Origin of the sequence: Synechococcus sp. RS9902 (assembly GCF_014279635.1) — a bacterium.
In the GTDB taxonomy this organism is placed as follows: domain Bacteria; phylum Cyanobacteriota; class Cyanobacteriia; order PCC-6307; family Cyanobiaceae; genus Parasynechococcus.
Genome location: NZ_CP047949.1, coordinates 1,117,947 through 1,134,675 on the forward strand (window position 1 = coordinate 1,117,947; position 16,729 = coordinate 1,134,675).

Here is a 16,729-nt window from a genome sequence, read left to right on the forward strand (position 1 = left end):
CTACCATCGGATTACAGCAGAATTCGTTCCGCGGGCGCCGTGACCAGTTTCCTGACAGCTGCCCGTGCCGAACAGGAGCAGATGGCTCCTGACAGCCGCCGCCTGCGTCTGTTCAGCGGCACCTCGAACCCTGCTCTGGCCAAGGAGATCTCCGCCTATCTCGGCGTGCCCGATGGTCCCCGCGTCTGCAAGCGTTTTGCCGACGGTGAGCTCTACGTGCAGATCCAGGAGTCGATCCGGGGCTGTGATGTGTTCCTGATCCAGCCCACCTGCGCACCGGTGAACGATCACCTGATGGAGCTGCTGATCATGGTGGATGCCTGCAGACGGGCCTCCGCACGGCAGATCACCGCCGTGGTGCCCTACTACGGCTACGCCCGAGCTGACCGCAAGACTGCCGGTCGTGAATCGATCACCGCCAAGCTCACGGCCAACCTGCTGGTGACGTCGGGTGTTGACCGCGTGCTCGCGATGGACCTGCACTCCGCCCAGATCCAGGGCTACTTCGATATCCCCTGCGATCACATTTATGGATCCCCGGTGTTGGTGGACTACCTCTTCACCCAGGATCTCGGAGATGTGGTGGTGGTGTCCCCTGACGTTGGGGGCGTGGCGCGGGCCCGCGCCTTCGCCAAGCAGATGAACGATGCCCCGCTGGCAATCATCGACAAGCGCCGCACCGGCCACAACATGGCCGAAAGTCTCACGGTGATTGGTGATGTGGCCGGGCGGACAGCGATCCTGATCGACGACATGATCGACACCGGCGGCACGATCTGCGCTGGTGCACGGTTGCTGCGGGAGCAAGGGGCCAAGCGGGTGCTGGCCTGCGCCACCCATGCCGTGTTCTCGCCACCGGCCAGTGAGCGCTTATCCGCCGAGGGCCTGTTTGAGCAGGTGGTGGTGACCAACAGCATCCCGATCCCGCAGGACCGGGTCTTCCCTCAGCTGAAGGTGCTCTCTGTGGCCAACATGCTTGGGGAAGCCATCTGGCGCATCCATGAAGAGAGCTCCGTGAGCTCGATGTTCCGCTGATCGAATTGCAGGCTGACTACTGAAATCCCTTTTGATGGGACGACACTTGGAAGAAGCCTGACATCAAAGTCGCACCATGGCTGGACCGCTAAAAGTATTACAACCGTGATCCAACATGACTTTATGCGGCTCATCATCTAAGGCAATACACTGACTCGCCGCCAGACAAAAAGTATGGGTTTTGGATACGTAGAGTACCCCCCCCCCATAAGTCGAATAAAACGAGATAAAAGATTCCGGAACGGAGTGATCACTCTGGATGTCTGATGAAGTGGGAATTGAGAGGTTTATCTCATCTAAAGCTGATGGCTCCAAGGATTGAAAAAACGTCAGAACACTGGAGTTGCAAGTCAGCCAGATAGCCGAGCGAGAGCAGCTACGAGGCATTAGGCCGAGAGATTTTGTGATATAGGCTGACGATGTAAGAAAGAGCAAGAAAAATGGGCTGGACTAAAGCAACATCCGGTAAGAAGATGTTTGTATTGATTAGATATGACCTCTTTGGAGTATTAACAAGCCACAACACAGGTCTTGACTGTATGGATAGTGGCTATGCAGAAGGTCGAGTCGGGTTGACATGAGATCGAGATCAACCGAAGCCACTTCAGATCACTAACTAACACCTGCATCAGATAAGGGCTGTTTTATGAATTTAAGGGGGGAAAATTACTTTTCTTCTTTGAGAATGCCTGCTTTCATGCAGTCTTTGTTAAACTTGCTCTTCCAGAAATATGGCCGGAGTTTCCATTTCAATGAGCATTGGCAAGCCTCTTCCATTATTCGTTGCATGTTTTTTTGACTTAAGTGTAGAAGCTTAGGCTTGCTCTAAGTCAACTCTCAGGCAAGTCTTTCGGAGAATTCATGCAAGAAACGATTGATTTCCATAGGATTTGGTCAAAAGTTAATTGCAGATGTCGAATATAGGCGGATGGGATATACCTTTTTTGGGATGTATTTCCCTTTCAAGTGGTTTATGGCTAGTGATCATCCTGGGTGGTGTAGAAGCAATTCAAGCTCTCAAATCCCCTCAAGAAAGCAAGATAGTTAGGAACATGGATCAGTCACGGCTTCATCCGTCACCTATTCCGCCAGAATTAAAAACAATCAGGGGATTGCTTAAAGATAAGTTTTAGGGCAAAGCACACTGTGACGGTTCGAACCAGCAGCAGCAGGCCGAATGTCTGCATACCCACCACTCCCGCCCGAGGTGATTAATGACTTGGTAACTTCATCAGTCGTCAACAGCCATATGCCCCGGAGGTACTGCATCCGAAGATTCCCTTTGGGATGTTTTTGTTTCACCGTATTAACTCTCGGGAAGGGTGTCGATGCTTACAAACAAAATTACTGCACTCCTTGATGATGAATTAAGTCGTACAAGGATTGATGACTAGAAGCTCTTGGCTAAAGTCTCCAACTAGGTGCTCCATTAGCTCGACTTGGCAGTCTTATCTCCCGCAGTCGACACAGTCGTCGACATCCCAATCCGAAATCACCAAGATTGAGTCTTCATCTAGTTCCGTAGATGCCTCGCCACCACAGAAGTGATCTAAGTTTGCTGTCTTCAAGAGACGGCATTAAGCAATTTATATTGATCAAGCTGCTTTTCTTGCTCTATTTTTCAGGAAGCGGTCTGAGGCAGCTTCCTTTTTGTATATCGAGATGAACCTGGCTAGCACTCTTGCAAAACTGAAGTGCCGTTGGCAGATGCCTATGCCAGAGATCGTCATTACTTCTATTGGATATGAAAAAATGTATGAAGCTCGTTCCACTTTTGAATGACGATAGCTCTTTAGTGTTTTTGACGAAGCAGCTAGGCAGACTCAAAAAGTCACCGAAAGATCAACCGCTATTAAATACGTATCTTTATCCGTAGGAGCATCACTCTCTATTCCGTCTAGATTTATAAGGACTTGATTTCATCGGCAGCATTTAACCTATGGGCAATTTTGGAAGCTCTGTGGACGTTTGTTCCCAAATCAAGTCAACCGTTGGATTATAATTTTTATTGCAATTTTATGTATTTTGTTTTGCAGTCGTCTATTAATCAAGAAATTGAGGCGAACAGATGAAAAAAAATGTTCAAATTGTAAAACTAGTTTATAAGCCCAGGAAATCCACTGAAGCCAGTATTTCAGAAATAGAAAAAAATAGCCCATGCATGCAGAGTGTGCGAAAAAGTCGCGCACTTTCTAAGATGCAAATAAAGGGGTGGGGTATTCCACTTTTAGGATGCTTATCCATTAGTGCTTTTTTTTGGTGCTTAACTTACTGGTCTGGAAGCTTTCTGCTGAAAATCGGTGAGTCATATCATTTTTTTAATTCTTATTCTCTCCCAGTCAATCCTGCAGAATCCAATTCCTCGGCCTCCCGATGACCCCGAAGCCTACACAGCTTCTTGCGCAACAACATCACTTAAGAAGTCTTAAATGACGGGAAGAAAGCTGGGAAGCACCATGATGAAGAGTCGATACGTCTTCAACTTATAGAAGGGTCTACTGCTCAATTATCCGCCACTACCCCTGGAGGTAATCGAGGGCATGGCTCCCATTGCGCTTGGCATCGAAGTTACCTACATACAGTCATCCCTTCAGATCCGCATCAATGCAACAATGACTTCCGAGTAGATGAAGGTTTCACCGCCGCGGTGCCTCTCGTGGTGTTAACCGTGTCGATGCAGGTGTAAATCCGAGGGCCTGTTTGAGCAGTTGGTGGTGACCAACAGCATTTCGATCCCACAGGACCGGGTCTTTCCTCAACTGAAGGTGTTCTCTGTGGCCAGCATGATTTGGGCAGCCATCTGGCGCATCCATGAAGAGAGCTCCGTGAGCTCGATGTTCCGCTGATTGTTGGCCTCGGGCCATGGACTGTTGAACGAGCGGGCTTGGATCGGCTTGATCAGCATTGATTCGGGCCATCCTTGAGGCCTGGTTCTTCAACGGCGTTGGTTCTGCAATGGGGGCCACTGATTGGTGTTGCTCTGGCCAGCCTGATGGCGGGGGCTCCGGCTCCTCTAATGGCCGAACCTCGATTGGATCGGCTGCTACGAAGCCGCAGCACCATGGGGGTGTGGCTGACCAACAGCCCCAGCAAGCTCTATTACGACCGGAAGCGCATCAGCGTTGCGATGCAGCAGCTGCAGGATGCCGGCTTCAATCGCGTGGTGCCCAACGTTTGGAGCCGAGGCACCACCTTTCATCACAGCCGTTTCGCTCCGGTGGAGCCACCGCTGAAGAAGGCTGGGCTCGGTCTTGATCCCATCTGTACCCTGGCCGAGGAAGGTAGGCGCCGCGGCATCAAGGTGATGCCCTGGTTTGAGTACGGCCTTATGGAACCGGCTGATTCAGCGGTTGTTCATAAGAACCCCAGCTGGGTTTTGGCCAAAGCCAATGGCCGGCGTTGGATGGCTATGCATGGCAACTATCGGATGGCTTGGCTCAATCCAGCCCATCCGGAGGTTCGTGCCCGTTTCATCGGTTTGGTGATGGAAACCCTCAAGCGCTGTCCGATGGACGGCCTGCAATTGGACGACCACTTCGCCTGGCCCGTTCAGTTCGGTTATGACCCCACCACCGTGGCGCTCTACCGGCAGGAGACGGGACTGGCGCCTCCTCGGGATCACAGCAATCGACATTGGATGAAATGGCGCCGCAATCAACTCACTTCGCTGCTGCGTGAATTGCGGCAACGTCTCAAGCAGGAAGGCCTCTCCACCCGGATCAGCTTGTCTCCAGGCCCCTTCCGTTCGGCCTACAACCTCTGGCTGCAGGACTGGGAGCTCTGGGCTTTAGGCGGGCTGATTGAAGAGTTGGTGGTGCAGAACTATGCCTATTCAGTTCGTGGATTTGCCAAAGACCTGGATCAGCCGGCTCTGCGCAAAGCCCGCGACTGGGGCATTCCTTCGCAGATTGGTGTGTTGGCGGGATTCGGCAAGCGCACCACCTCGATGGCCGTTCTGGAGCAAAAAGTCCGTCTGGCTCGCCAACGCGGTCATGGTGTGATCTTTTTCTATTGGGAAGGGCTATGGGGATCACATGTCCCTGAGTATGCAAGAAAGAATCGTCGAGAATCTTTCGCCCGAATGGGTTCTTTAAAATAGGCCTTTTGTCTTGATTGCAACTTAATCGTGGAGAATTAAAATTTCATATGAGGACAGAAGGCCATTTTGCGACGGTGTGCTGATGCATTCTTGAACTTGAAGCTGCTCACTGCATTAGAGCCTTCAGGTGGAGCAGGATGGAAGCATTACAGCTCATCCCCTTAATTGTTCAGTCGCCAGAGCTTCTTTGAAATCCGCGTAAGCACGCTGCAGGCCTTCGGTCAAAGAAATCGATGCCGACCAGCCCATAGCTCGCATTCGACTGATATCCAGCTGCTTTTTCGGCGTTCCATCTGGCTTACTTGGGTCCCACAGTAAGTTTCCGTTGAAACCCACCACGTCTGCGATCTGCTCCGCCAAGGCACGGATCGTGAGGTCTACGCCGGTTCCCACGTTCAAAAAGGCCAGGGGCTGGTTAGCGTCGCTTTTGGGGGCATCTTCCGCTAGGGCGCTCCAATGCTCTAGGGCGAACACAGATGCTTCACCCAGATCATCGGCGTGCAGGAACTCTCGTAGTGGAGTGCCGCTGCCCCAACAGGTCACTGCCGAATCGCCACGGATTTTGGCTTCATGGAAGCGGCGCAGCAGGGCCGGCAACACATGACTTTTTGTTGGGTGGTAATTGTCCCCTGTGCCGTAGAGATTGGTCGGCATCAGGCTGATCGCGTCGAAGCCGTGCTGGCGCAGCAGGGCCTCACACAGCTTGATACCGCTGATTTTGGGGATTGCATACCACTCATTAGTGGGTTCGAGAGCCCCGGTAAGCAGCGCTTCTTCGCGAATCGGCTGGTTTGCGAACTTCGGATAAATGCAGCTGCTGCCTAGGAACAGCAGCCGCCGGGCACCATTGGCCCAGGCCGCCTCGATCACATTGGTTTGGATCTTGAGGTTGTCCAGCAGGAAATCAGCCGGAAAGCTTTTGTTGGCATGAATACCACCAACTCGGGCAGCAGCCAGAACTACCACATTTGGCCGCATCTGCTTCATCCACTGCTCCACGGCAGTTCGATCTAGACAATCCAAGGCATCCCGGCTTGGCGTTAAGAGCGACCCATAACCGCGCTGCTGCAAGGCCCGGGTGACGGCACTGCCCGCCATCCCCCGAGCCCCAAAAATGGCAATTCGGTCGGTCACAGAAACCAAGGTCATTCGTGCGTCCCGACAACGTTGAAACCTTCCCGCTTCAGCAGCGCTTCCTTGCGCGCTTCCTCGTGGTCGGCCTCCACCATTTCAGCTACCAACTGCTCGAGCGTGGTGGTGGGTGTCCAACCCAGTTTCTCTCTCGCCTTCGTTGGATCCCCTAGCAGGGTCTCCACCTCAGCGGGACGGAAATAGCGTGGGTCGATCCGCACCACCACGGCACCGCTATCGGCACGACGGCCAACCTCCTCGAGCCCATCGCCTTCCCAGATGATGCCTTCCCAGCCAATCTTCTGTGATGCCAGTTCAATGAAGCGGCGCACACTTTCCTGGCGCCCAGTCGCGATGACGAAATCTTCGGGATGCTCCTGTTGGAGCATCCGCCACTGCATCTCGACGTAATCACGAGCGTGGCCCCAGTCGCGCTTGGCATCGAGGTTGCCCATGTACAAGTAGTCCTCCAGACCCGCATCAATGCGGCAGAGGCCCCGGGTGATTTTGCGGGTGACAAAGGTTTCACCGCGGCGGGGACTCTCGTGATTGAACAGCACGCCGTTGCAGGCATACATCCCGTAGGACTCGCGGTAGTTCACCGTGATCCAGTATCCGAACAACTTGGCGACGCCGTAGGGACTGCGGGGATAGAAGGGTGTCGATTCCTTCTGGGGAATTTCCTGCACCACGCCGTAAAGCTCACTAGTGCTGGCCTGATAGATGCGAGTTTTCTTGGTCAGTCCAAGCATCCTTACCGCCTCAAGGATGCGCAGGGTTCCCAAGGCATCGCTGTTGGCGGTGTACTCCGGGGCCTCAAAACTGACGGCCACATGGCTTTGAGCACCAAGGTTGTAGATCTCGTTGGGCTGCACCTGCTGAATGATGCGGATCAGGTTGGTGCTGTCGGTGAGATCGCCGTAGTGGAGGATCAGCCGTGGATCTGCGGCATGAGGATCTTGATAGAGGTGATCATTCGCCCGGTGTTGAAGCTGCTGGACCGGCGCTTGATGCCATGCACTTCATACCCCTTTTCCAGCAGAAGTTCGGCCAAATAGCTGCCGTCCTGCCTTGTGATCCCTGTAATTAAGGCTCTTTTCACGGTTGTATTACATGTATTGATGGACAGCAATAATTGACCAGTGCCGCTTGAAAGACCAAGATCGTCCTACCCGATGTCGTATAAGTCTACATCTGGGAAACACCGAAGTGCAATTATCCTAGGTGTGTTTAAATTCAAATAGGATGAATTCCTAGTTTGAAGGGCCTTTCTTTTTTATTGTTTGGTCAAATGTCTATCGCATCAATATATATTCGCCTTTAAAGGGTGAATTTGAGTGAATAAATCTAATGTTGGCTCCTCGTCGCTCCAGGTCTTGAGTTGCTGTTTTTTGGTTGACATTAGTATCCTGCGCTCAAGATTTTGCAAGTCCCACTGCAAGAATGTTGCGCCAATTGCATCTGTTGTTGCTCAATTCGCTTGATCTATGATTTAAGCTTATCAATTTTGATTGGTCTATGTCGTATTAGGTTGTGTGCCAGCATGAATGCAGATAGTTTGCTGGGGTATTGATTTGTCGAGAAGCCTTGAGAATTGCTTTAGTTGATATAAGTATTTGTACCTCAATTGTCAGTCGTACCTGTTGACAAAATCAAGGATTTGGATTGTTATCCCTTTTGGTAATGTTTAGGCAAGGCGCTGTCTTGATGGATTTCCTTGTCCTGAGAATGCAATGTAAGTTAATAAAATAATAAAATTTCACTAGCTTTGTCACTATTCGTGCAAGCCCCCAACACATCTAAAATCGATTCAAAGATTTTTTGGATCTTATATAATTCTACCGTTTTATCCCGAGTCATATAGGCCTAGGACAAGTGAGAGAATTTCATGCTGAAGACTCTCTCGTGTTACTCATGGAAATCGTGTATGAACGGATTTTCATTGTCATATTGTATATAGTTCCCGTTGGGCTTATATTTCAAGTCGTTGCTTTTTCGGTTGTTTCCTTTGATCAATACTCACTGGACCACTTGCGTTGATGAACAGCATGCATATCTCTTTGTCCGAAAACTTATTTTCTTTCTATTGTTTCAACCACTTGGTTCCTCTTTGCTGGTCTTTATAGTATCAATTTGTTTGCTAAGTCTGGTTCTTAAAAGTTATAAATTTTTGACAAGAGTGCTTTTATCCTTCTTGATTGTTCTTCTTTTCAGCCTTCAGTATCAGCCACTGACGACGAGGTATCTTACTAATCTCCTGTCTGCTGATATTCCATCTTCTGCGATTCATGATGGTGTTAATTCGTCAAAAGTTATTGTATTGGTTGGCCGAGGGCAGCAAATTGCCAAGGCAACCACGAAAGTTGCGATTGAAATATTTAATTCTCAAAATATTGACTCTGTTTATATTTCAGGTGATGATCCCAGGACCGCTCTACGCTTAATAGATGGTGGAATTTCTAGTGAATTAGTTTTTGGCGATTCCTGCGCTAAAAACACTTGGGAAAATGCTTTGTATGCTAACACTTGGATTCAAAACAATTACCCTCACGCTGATGTGATTCTTGTGACGGATATATGGCAGTTGAAACGAGCCAATCAGGCTTTCTTGCGATTTGGTGTTAATACAAGCCCTGTTTTTGCGGTACCTGATCTGTCAGAGCGTGCAAAAAACTTCCTTGCTAAAAGAGAGTTTCTTGCTTTGATGTACTATTATGTGACTGGCCGATACTGATTTATTAATAGCGGCTGTTTTTTGTCTTGCGCCAATTTCTTAATATTGATATCCTCTGAAGTCCTTGGGGCAAGCATGTGGCGGAGCGGTATCGAGATCCTCGTCGTGCAGCATTCACCAAACTTGGATCTGATTGACCAGCAGGTCTTGTTGAACACTTCTTTTTGCGCTGCATGAAACAGTTCACCGAAACCAGTTCCGACCCCTATGACCGTCATCACTACCGCGTTTGGTTGCGTGATGGATCGTTCAAGGATGTGGAGAGCTACGACGAAGCGCAACGGGTTTGGTACTCCAGTAAGACAAGGCCAAAGACGATTGAAGTGATGCAACCGAAGCGACGCGGCAGTGCCAAAGGTTTTTAGGGATTTTGAGGAACCTGACCGTGATCAATCGAGTTTGGGATGACTTGCTCTGACATCAGTGAGCTTTCTTTTCTTGGGGGACCACGTCAAGAGTTCGGTCTCGCTAAAATGATGAATCAAAAGTTTCTGGATCCGATTTTTTGACGTATGGTTGGTGTTTTCGACGTTGATTCGTTCGGAAAAGGAATTCAATGTTCGTGGCTGAAAAGTTGTGAGATTTTTGAGTGATGAATCAGTTTGAACTCAACCAGATCCGTTCCAAGCTTCGTCGGCTCGATCTCGATGATCAGTTCATCGAGCGGTATCTCGAAAAGTTGATCCGGAACAAAGAACCGTTTGTGACGGCATCGAAGGCCATTGATCGTTGGGAGAAGAAAGATTCAGGCCAATTTGTGCTTCAAGCCCTCGCCTGTGGCTTGATTGCAGCCCTGGCTGGTGGTTGGTTCGCTGTTGTTCAGTAGTGGGGTGAATGGAGTCATGAGCGATGCGAGCTTGATCGCCCTCTTCAGCGTGGGGATGGCCTCAACGCTGACTGTGTTGTTCCTGGCCTTTCGGCGCACCTTCCGCCAGGAGCAGGAACGCACATTGATGCGGAGAATGCGGCGCCGCCTTGATCGGATGTTCCTGCAGCAAAAGCCGTAAAGAAGGCTTCCCTTATTACCGTTGCTCTGCAGTGTTGCCCCTGTAGGTGAACAGAAGTGCCAGGCACAGTGTTCCGATCAGTGGGCCCGGGGGCAGGTCAACAGCAATCGCCAGCATCATTCCGCCACCACACAGAAGCAGCCCCGTGCTCGCGCTGCGCAGCATGAGTTCCTTCAGGCTTCGGCTGCGCTCCACGTGCATCAGCACCGGAGCGCACAGCAGGCCAATCACCAGAATCACGCCCACGGCAGTGATGGCACTGATCACCACCAGGGCGGTGATCAGGCTGCAGATCAGCCGGATCAGGAGCACCGGTCGTTTGGCGATGGCCGCTCCCTCAGGGTCGATGCCAACGAACACCAGGTCGCGGTAGCCCCACGCCAACATTGCGATCAGGGCGCAGGTTGAAAGCGCTGTTCGCAGCAGATCCGTTGCGTTGGCGGCAAGCAGGTCGCCGAACAGAATCGTTTCCAGGTCCACCCGGGCATCCAGCAGGGGAACCAACAGCACGCCCAGGGCCGTGAAGCCCGCTAGGACGGTGTTCATTGCGCCCTCGTCCCTTCCCTTGAAGCGCCGGTTCAGGCGTTCAGCCACCAGGGCGCCCAGCAGTCCACTGATCAGACCGCCGATGCTTGGCTCGATGCCGATGGCCAGGGCGATCACCAAGCCGGGCAGAACGGAATGGGCCATCAGGTTGGCCAGCAACACCCGGCGTTGGGTGATCAGCAACGCTCCCGTGGCCGGGCAGATGGCTCCGATCAGCAGCGAGATCGTGAGTGGCAGAAGCCACCAGATGTCGGGCTCAGCCACAGCAAGAACTCCCCATCATGCAAGTCAGATCGCTCAGTTTTTCGCGGACCGTGTCGGGTGATCCGTTGGCCAGGATCTGGCCGTCCATGACCACCACCTGGTCGTAGCTGTCGAGGGCGCTGCCCCAATCGTGGCTGCTCACCAGCAGCGTCTGGCCGACTTCCGCCTGATCCCGCATCACCTTGAGCAGGTGCTCACGCGTTGGTGGATCGATGGCGCTGCAGGGTTCGTCCAGCAGCAGGATCTCGGTCTGCTGCATCAACGCTCTGGCCAGCAGGACGCGTTGTTGCTGGCCGCCGGAGAGCTGGTTGAGGCGCCGGTTCCCCATGGCTCCCATGCCGACCCGTTCCAGCAGCTGATCGCAGTGGTCCGCTGCTGTGGCTTTGCCCTTTCTGGGCGCCCCCAGCTGCACCATGTCGCGGGCGGTGATCGGAAACGACCAATCAATGGCGGCCCGCTGGGGCATCAGGCCGATGGGCTTGCTGGAGTTGACCGTTCCCTGGCTGGGTTTCAGTCGCCCCTTCAGCAGGTGCAATAGCGTTGACTTGCCGGCTCCGTTGGGCCCCACCAGCGCCGTCAGTGTTCCCGCTTGGAGTTGCAGGTTGACGCGGTCAACGGTGTTGCGACCCCCGTAGCTGAAGCACAGCTCGGTTGTGCTCAGCACGCACGACGATTGGCTCATCAACTCTTCGGTGGCCGGACTTGGGCCTCTTGATGTTTTGCACACCCCATGTTGGCGAGGGATCAAGTGCTCAGCAAAATGATAATCATTCTCACTAAGACGTCCATGCGTCCTGTTTTGGCTCGATCGGCGGGGGTCAGCCTTGCTTTGGCCATTGGAGCTGCCGTAGTTCCGGCCCATGCGGCTCAACCTGTGGTGGTGGCCGTCGACGGCACGCTCTGTGATCTCACCAAGACCCTGGCTGCCGGTGCCGCCTCGGTCACGTGCCTGATCACTCCTGGGGGTGATCCCCATTCCTATCGCTTGAAGCCCAGTGATCGCAGCCAGATCGCCAAGAGTGATCTGGTTTTGCACATCGGTTTCGGGCTGACCCCGTCGGCCAAAAAGCTCAAGTCACCAGGAACGGTGGTGGCCGTCGGTGAAGTCGCTCTGCCGTCCTATGGCGGCAGCGACCCCCATGTCTGGCACGACCCGGCCAATTCCGCAGCAATGGTGCGGGTGATCTCAAGTTCTCTGGCCCCCGTTCTTCCAGCCAGTGATCGTGCGGCCTTGCAGCAACGCACGGCTCGTGCCGTTGCTGTTTTACAGGCTTTGCAGAGCTGGGAAGCCAAGCAGTTCAGTTCTTTGCCCCCGGCCCAGCGGGTCCTGGTGACCGATCACAGGACCTACAGCCATCTCGCGGATCGCTTCGGGCTTGTCGAGATTGCGATGTTGGACAGTCACACCACCGGTGGCGTTTTGCGGCCCTCCAGCCTCAAAACAATCACCCAAGAGGTGAAAGCATCCGGTGCCAAAACCATCTTTTCCCCTTCGGCTTCTCCGAACAAAACCCTGAGGCGCATCAGCAAGTCCACGGGATTGCCGATCGCGTCCACACCTCTTTATGGAGAGGGCATTGCTGCCGGTCGTAATGCCGTTTCAACAGCGACCCTGAACGTCTGCACGATCGTCAAGGGCCAGGGAGGCTCCTGCGACACCGCTGGGGCTAATGCCTTGAACACGCAGTGGTCATCGATCCGGTGACGTAACGCCTTTTCCTCTTCGGTCTTCTTTTTTCTTCCTTCTCGTCTCATGCTCCGTTCACGCCTTGCCCTGCTGGCTCTTCTGTTGAGCCCGTTCGCCTCCCTTTCACCTGCTGAAGCCCATGGCTCCCATGGTGGTGGTGGAGAGTCTCTCGAGGCCGGTGAATTCGATTTCACGCCCATCATCACCATCGAAGGCCATGGTGGATTTGACACCAACCTTGAGGGGGATCCCAAGCACTACGCCATCGATGGCATGTTTGGTGGCGTCTTTGAGTGGGGCCTCGCAAATGGCGGTTCTTTTGCGATCGAAGCTGCAATTGGGCCTGCTTTGGTTTGGGGGGAAGCAGAACATTTCTACGGCAAGGTTCATATCGATGATCACGACGATGATCATGAAGAAGAACATGACGATCATGATCATGAAGAAGAACATGACGATCATGATCATGAAGAAGATCATGGCAATCATGATGATCACGACGACGATCATGATGAACATGAAGACGATCATGATGATCACGAAGGACATGATCACGAAGGACATGATCACGGTCATGACCACAGCCACGACACCGACTTCAAGCGCACCGATATCAAGGGCTTTCTTCAGGCCCGTTATGCACCCAATGACCGCTTAAGTTTTGAGCTGTCCTGGAACCCCTATTACGTCACCCAAGACCAAGGTGATGACATTCAGGGCTTGAAGAATGAGCTTGGAGCCAAGGCGATCTGGGCTTTGGGTGATGGAGATGTGAATTTTGCCCTTGGTGATGGCATCGAGGATCTGGTGAATGGTGTTTATCTGTCAGTCGATCACCGTCAGGGTTGGGAATCCGACGGGATGTATGTGGGCAACTACACCGATCCTCGTGTGGGTTTGGGATTCACATTTGGCGCTGATGAGATCTCGTTGATGATCGAAGCCGGTCCGCGTTTTTATGTTCCCGGCAGCTACGCGGGATTGGATCAGCGCACGGATGTGGCTGGTGAAATTGAACTTTCAGTTCCCGTTGGTGATGCAACGTTATTCCTGCACTGGCAGCAGACTTACAGCTGGGACGATGCTCCGGGCTGGGGAGAAGGTTGGCAGCACCATGTCGGCACTGGGGTGACATTCACCTTCTAAGTCTCAACAATCGCTTGAGATTTGTTTGATCAGGAGGGCAGCTTTGTCCTCCTTTTTTGTTACTCAGTTTTTGTTGCTCAGCCTGCATTCAGCCACTGGGCTTCGCTGATGGCTGTGTTGATCACCTTGATGAGCTTCAAGTTGTCGCCATCGATCAGGCCGGCACGGGCATGGGTTTGCTTCGGTCGCGTCAGCGTCATCAGCACTTGATTCGTCACAGGGTTCCACTGGATGGGGCTGCCCGCCTTGAGCGTCCACGGCTCCAGGGCCCTGCGTTGTGTCACCTCTCCCGCGTCGCTGATCAGCACCAGTTCGTGATTGCCCCGTTGCTGCTCCCATCGCCCCAGCACAGCCCAGATCCGTTTGCCGCGGTTGTCGCAGGCCACCCCCAGCACCGCTTGATCACCGAGGTGCAGTTGCTTTGGTGCTTGCCCTGGAACCACCAGCTCGATCGAGCGCCTGTAATCCGGCCAGTGCCGGATCAGCACGGCCCGTCCTGAGGCACCGCAGAAGGCCCCTAGCTCCCTGCTCCCAGGCAGCATCTGCGGCTTTTGCTCGGTTGCCTGCAGGGGGCGGAGGCTCAGGCCGTTGCTGGTGGGCATCACCACCCCCCCTCCAGCCGGAAGCAACTGCATCGGCCCGGAGGGTTTCAGTGCCAGAGCCTTGCGTTTGCCATCGGCCTGCAGCAACAGGGCTTGGTCACTGCCTGGCTGGAACCCACCGCTCTGCACCAGCAGATCCCCATTGAGATTGCTGCTGAGATGGGCGAAGAGCACCTCCCCTTTCAGCAGGGGTTCCGTGCGGCTCAGCGTTGGTGGCCCCAAGGCCGCCAGATGGTTGGCGGTGCTGCGGGGCGTCAGTTGGTCCCACCACACCTGTTCGGTGCCGTTCTGATCGCGTCCCACCAGGGCAATGCCCCGGCCATTCCCAAGGGGGACGACGCTGGGGATGGCGGGCCAGATCCGACTGATCGGCATCCACGCTCCCGATCGCGTCTGCAGTTGAACCTGCTCACCTCCCGGCACAGGTCGCGTCGCGATCAGCCAGGGTCTCGGGTCCCACCACCATTGCTGCTGCCCCAGCTGCAGCCCGCGCTGGTCGTCCCCTGCGACCGATAGCTCGAGCGGAGCCGTGAGCACGACATCCGCATCAATCACCATCCGCAGTGGTGTCGTCTCCCCCAGCCACTGATGGGGTTCGGCTGGAGTGATTCGAGTGGCCTCGCTGACCCTCGGCCGAGCCATCGGGCGACTGAACTGCAGATCCAGGGCCGCGCTGCCGCTTTGTACCTGCTGGGGCACCAGGCGCAGCAGCCGCGGAGGCTGTCGCAACAGCAGTTGTTGCTGCGCCAGAACTGCGGCGCAGGCCATCAGCATCAGCAGCAAGGGCCGCCGCGTCATGGTTCCAGGGGCCGCTCGGGCCTGGCAATCGGCGTGATGTTTTGGGGAATCACGACGGGGATGCGCCGTTCCTTCCGCGTCTGCACGCCCATCGTTCCCTCGATGGCCAACCACTGGTTGGTTTGGGGGATGAACGACTCCGGCCATTCCACGGCCAGGCCAGCGGGTGTGGCATCGGCCAGGCAACAGCGCACCGTGAGCCGGGCGATCAGAGGTGGGCCCTGGGGTTGCCTCCAGATAAAACCGCTGATGCGCACAGGATTGCCGGCCACAAGGTCGGGATCGGGCTGGCTGCGCAGCAAGCGCACCCATTCCGTGAGGCTGCGTTGTTCGGGGGGCAGAACAAAGGCCAACTCCGGTGGATCGGGCAGGCCCTGGGGGCGGTTGCTGGCCAGATCGCTGAAGGAGGGGCTCGGCGGAAGGACCAGCACCAGCGCAGCCATCACGCCGCTGACCAGCCAGGGCAAGCGCCAGCGTTCGGCTTGCTTCTCTCTTTTCAGCAGAAGGGCCACGCCCAGCATCAGCAAGACCAGGCCCGTGACCCCCACCAGGCCATGGAAGACCCCGCGAAGCAGCAGATCGAGGCGTCCGCTGTGGAAGCTCCACAACAGCGTCAGGCCCCAGAGCAGCAGCAGGGTTCCGCGCTTCAGCACAACCGGCCCCTCACAGCAGCCACAGGTTGATCCACTGACCGATCAGCAGCACGCCAAGACTGGCACCGATCGCCGTGATCAGGATTGCCCTTGGCCGCATCAGCACGGTGAACAGGCCTGCGAGTTTGAGGTCCACAACGGGCCCCAGCAACAGGAAGGCCAGCAGGGCTCCGGGGGTGATTTGAGCGGCAAACCCCAGGGCAAGAAAGGCATCCACGCTGGAGCAGACCGACACCACCACGGCCAGCAGCATCAAGGCCAGGATCGATGCTGTCGGCGCGCCCCCCACGGCCAACAGCCAACTGCGCGGCAGCCAGGTCTGCACCAGGGCCGCAATCACGCACCCCAGCACCAGCAGAGCCAGCAGATCGAGAAATTCGCGGCAGCTCTGGTCCAGCACCTGCCAGCCCTTGAGGCGCCTGCCGCGCATGGATCGGGGGGGGCTGGGTGATCCGCCGATAACACCACTGCTGCGCTGCAGCAGCCCCAGGTTGCTGAGGGGCTGGCTCATGCGGCGTTCCTCCAGAAGGGCTGTGGCCAGGAGCTGCGTCTCGGGCAGCTGCACCAGCAACAAACTCAGCAGGATCGACAGCAGAAAGGCCCCCAATGGCCGGGCCACCAGCAGCCAGGGCTGATCAGGAAACGCTGCCCACGTGCTGGCCAGCACGATGGGATTCAGCACTGGGGCTGCAAACAGAAAACCGAAGGCCGTGCCCATCGGTGCACCGCTGGCCAGCAAACGGCGGGCGACGGGGACGTTGCCACATTCGCAGGCTGGGAGGGCAAAACCCATCAGGGCCCCGATGATCGGAGCCAGCAGAGGGTTCTTGGGCAGCCGCTCGATCCAGGCACCCGGTGGCACCGCCCATCGGGCCAGCCCTGCGATGGCAACGCCGAGCAGAAGAAACGGAATGGCTTCCAGCAGTAACCCCTGAAAGATCGCCCAGGCCGTGGCGAGCTTGTCCAAGCGTTCGGGCGGCGGTTGCTTCTCAACGTTCTCAGTTCAGCTCGCCCATCGGGGGGCGTC

14 protein-coding genes and 2 pseudogenes are annotated in these 16,729 nt (G+C 54.9%); 9 read left to right on the top strand and 7 right to left on the bottom strand.

Annotation, left to right across the window (positions count from 1 at the left end; all coding sequences use genetic code 11):
* Window positions 1-39: 39 nt before the first annotated feature.
* The 3 genes and pseudogenes from SynRS9902_RS05955 to SynRS9902_RS05965 all read left to right on the top strand — a co-directional run bounded on the left by SynRS9902_RS05955 (window position 40) and on the right by SynRS9902_RS05965 (window position 5,134).
* Complete coding sequence (locus SynRS9902_RS05955) at window positions 40-1,035, top strand: ribose-phosphate pyrophosphokinase (protein WP_186510341.1); 996 nt, start codon at window positions 40-42, stop codon at window positions 1,033-1,035.
* Window positions 1,036-3,722: 2,687 nt separating this feature from the next.
* A pseudogene (locus SynRS9902_RS13620) lies at window positions 3,723-3,881 on the top strand (phosphoribosylpyrophosphate synthetase); the annotation flags it as partial.
* Between the two features lie 146 nt (window positions 3,882-4,027).
* Window positions 4,028-5,134 (top strand): glycoside hydrolase family 10 protein, encoded by a 1,107-nt coding sequence (locus SynRS9902_RS05965; RefSeq protein WP_370586337.1) that lies wholly within the window; start codon window positions 4,028-4,030, stop codon window positions 5,132-5,134.
* Window positions 5,135-5,287: 153 nt separating this feature from the next.
* On the opposite strand, the gene SynRS9902_RS05970 is transcribed toward SynRS9902_RS05965, so the two are convergent.
* Window positions 5,288-6,283 carry a GDP-L-fucose synthase gene (locus SynRS9902_RS05970; protein ID WP_186510344.1) on the bottom strand — a complete coding sequence of 332 codons (996 nt, stop codon included), beginning with the start codon at window positions 6,281-6,283 and terminating at the stop codon, window positions 5,288-5,290.
* A pseudogene (gmd, locus tag SynRS9902_RS05975) lies at window positions 6,280-7,367 on the bottom strand (GDP-mannose 4,6-dehydratase). The gene SynRS9902_RS05970 and the pseudogene gmd overlap by 4 nt, the downstream one beginning before the upstream one ends.
* Window positions 7,368-8,264: 897 nt before the next feature.
* Here gmd and SynRS9902_RS05980 point away from each other — a divergent pair.
* From SynRS9902_RS05980 to SynRS9902_RS05995, 4 genes are all read left to right on the top strand, one after another.
* Window positions 8,265-8,999: a YdcF family protein gene (locus tag SynRS9902_RS05980; protein ID WP_186510345.1), complete on the top strand. Its 735-nt coding sequence runs from the start codon at window positions 8,265-8,267 to the stop codon at window positions 8,997-8,999.
* Between the two features lie 173 nt (window positions 9,000-9,172).
* The gene (locus tag SynRS9902_RS05985) at window positions 9,173-9,364 is read left to right on the top strand and encodes a hypothetical protein (RefSeq protein ID WP_186510346.1); all 192 of its coding nucleotides are present in this window, start codon (window positions 9,173-9,175) and stop codon (window positions 9,362-9,364) included.
* A 227-nt stretch (window positions 9,365-9,591) separates the two neighbouring features.
* Window positions 9,592-9,825 carry a hypothetical protein gene (locus SynRS9902_RS05990; protein ID WP_186510347.1) on the top strand — a complete coding sequence of 78 codons (234 nt, stop codon included), beginning with the start codon at window positions 9,592-9,594 and terminating at the stop codon, window positions 9,823-9,825.
* Window positions 9,826-9,841: 16 nt separating this feature from the next.
* The gene (locus SynRS9902_RS05995) at window positions 9,842-10,006 is read left to right on the top strand and encodes a hypothetical protein (RefSeq protein ID WP_186510348.1); all 165 of its coding nucleotides are present in this window, start codon (window positions 9,842-9,844) and stop codon (window positions 10,004-10,006) included.
* Between the two features lie 15 nt (window positions 10,007-10,021).
* On the opposite strand, the gene SynRS9902_RS06000 is transcribed toward SynRS9902_RS05995, so the two are convergent.
* Both SynRS9902_RS06000 and SynRS9902_RS06005 read right to left on the bottom strand, forming a co-directional pair.
* Window positions 10,022-10,816 (bottom strand): metal ABC transporter permease, encoded by a 795-nt coding sequence (locus tag SynRS9902_RS06000; protein ID WP_186510349.1) that lies wholly within the window; start codon window positions 10,814-10,816, stop codon window positions 10,022-10,024.
* Window positions 10,809-11,498 carry a metal ABC transporter ATP-binding protein gene (locus tag SynRS9902_RS06005; protein WP_186510350.1) on the bottom strand — a complete coding sequence of 230 codons (690 nt, stop codon included), beginning with the start codon at window positions 11,496-11,498 and terminating at the stop codon, window positions 10,809-10,811. The genes SynRS9902_RS06000 and SynRS9902_RS06005 overlap by 8 nt, the downstream gene beginning before the upstream one ends.
* A 105-nt stretch (window positions 11,499-11,603) precedes the next feature.
* Here SynRS9902_RS06005 and SynRS9902_RS06010 point away from each other — a divergent pair, with 105 nt between their 5' ends.
* Window positions 11,604-12,521 (top strand): metal ABC transporter substrate-binding protein, encoded by a 918-nt coding sequence (locus SynRS9902_RS06010; protein WP_255446226.1) that lies wholly within the window; start codon window positions 11,604-11,606, stop codon window positions 12,519-12,521.
* Window positions 12,522-12,569: 48 nt separating this feature from the next.
* Entirely contained in the window at window positions 12,570-13,649 is a 1,080-nt protein-coding gene (locus SynRS9902_RS06015) for a hypothetical protein (protein WP_186510352.1), read from the top strand.
* A 77-nt stretch (window positions 13,650-13,726) separates the two neighbouring features.
* On the opposite strand, the gene SynRS9902_RS06020 is transcribed toward SynRS9902_RS06015, so the two are convergent.
* The 3 genes from SynRS9902_RS06020 to SynRS9902_RS06030 are packed head-to-tail and all read right to left on the bottom strand — an operon-like array spanning window position 13,727 to window position 16,669.
* Window positions 13,727-15,049 carry a hypothetical protein gene (locus tag SynRS9902_RS06020; RefSeq protein WP_186510353.1) on the bottom strand — a complete coding sequence of 441 codons (1,323 nt, stop codon included), beginning with the start codon at window positions 15,047-15,049 and terminating at the stop codon, window positions 13,727-13,729.
* Window positions 15,046-15,699 (bottom strand): TIGR03943 family protein, encoded by a 654-nt coding sequence (locus tag SynRS9902_RS06025; protein WP_186510548.1) that lies wholly within the window; start codon window positions 15,697-15,699, stop codon window positions 15,046-15,048. The genes SynRS9902_RS06020 and SynRS9902_RS06025 overlap by 4 nt, the downstream gene beginning before the upstream one ends.
* A gap of 13 nt (window positions 15,700-15,712) precedes the next feature.
* Window positions 15,713-16,669: a permease gene (locus SynRS9902_RS06030; protein ID WP_186510354.1), complete on the bottom strand. Its 957-nt coding sequence runs from the start codon at window positions 16,667-16,669 to the stop codon at window positions 15,713-15,715.
* Window positions 16,670-16,729: the final 60 nt, after the last annotated feature.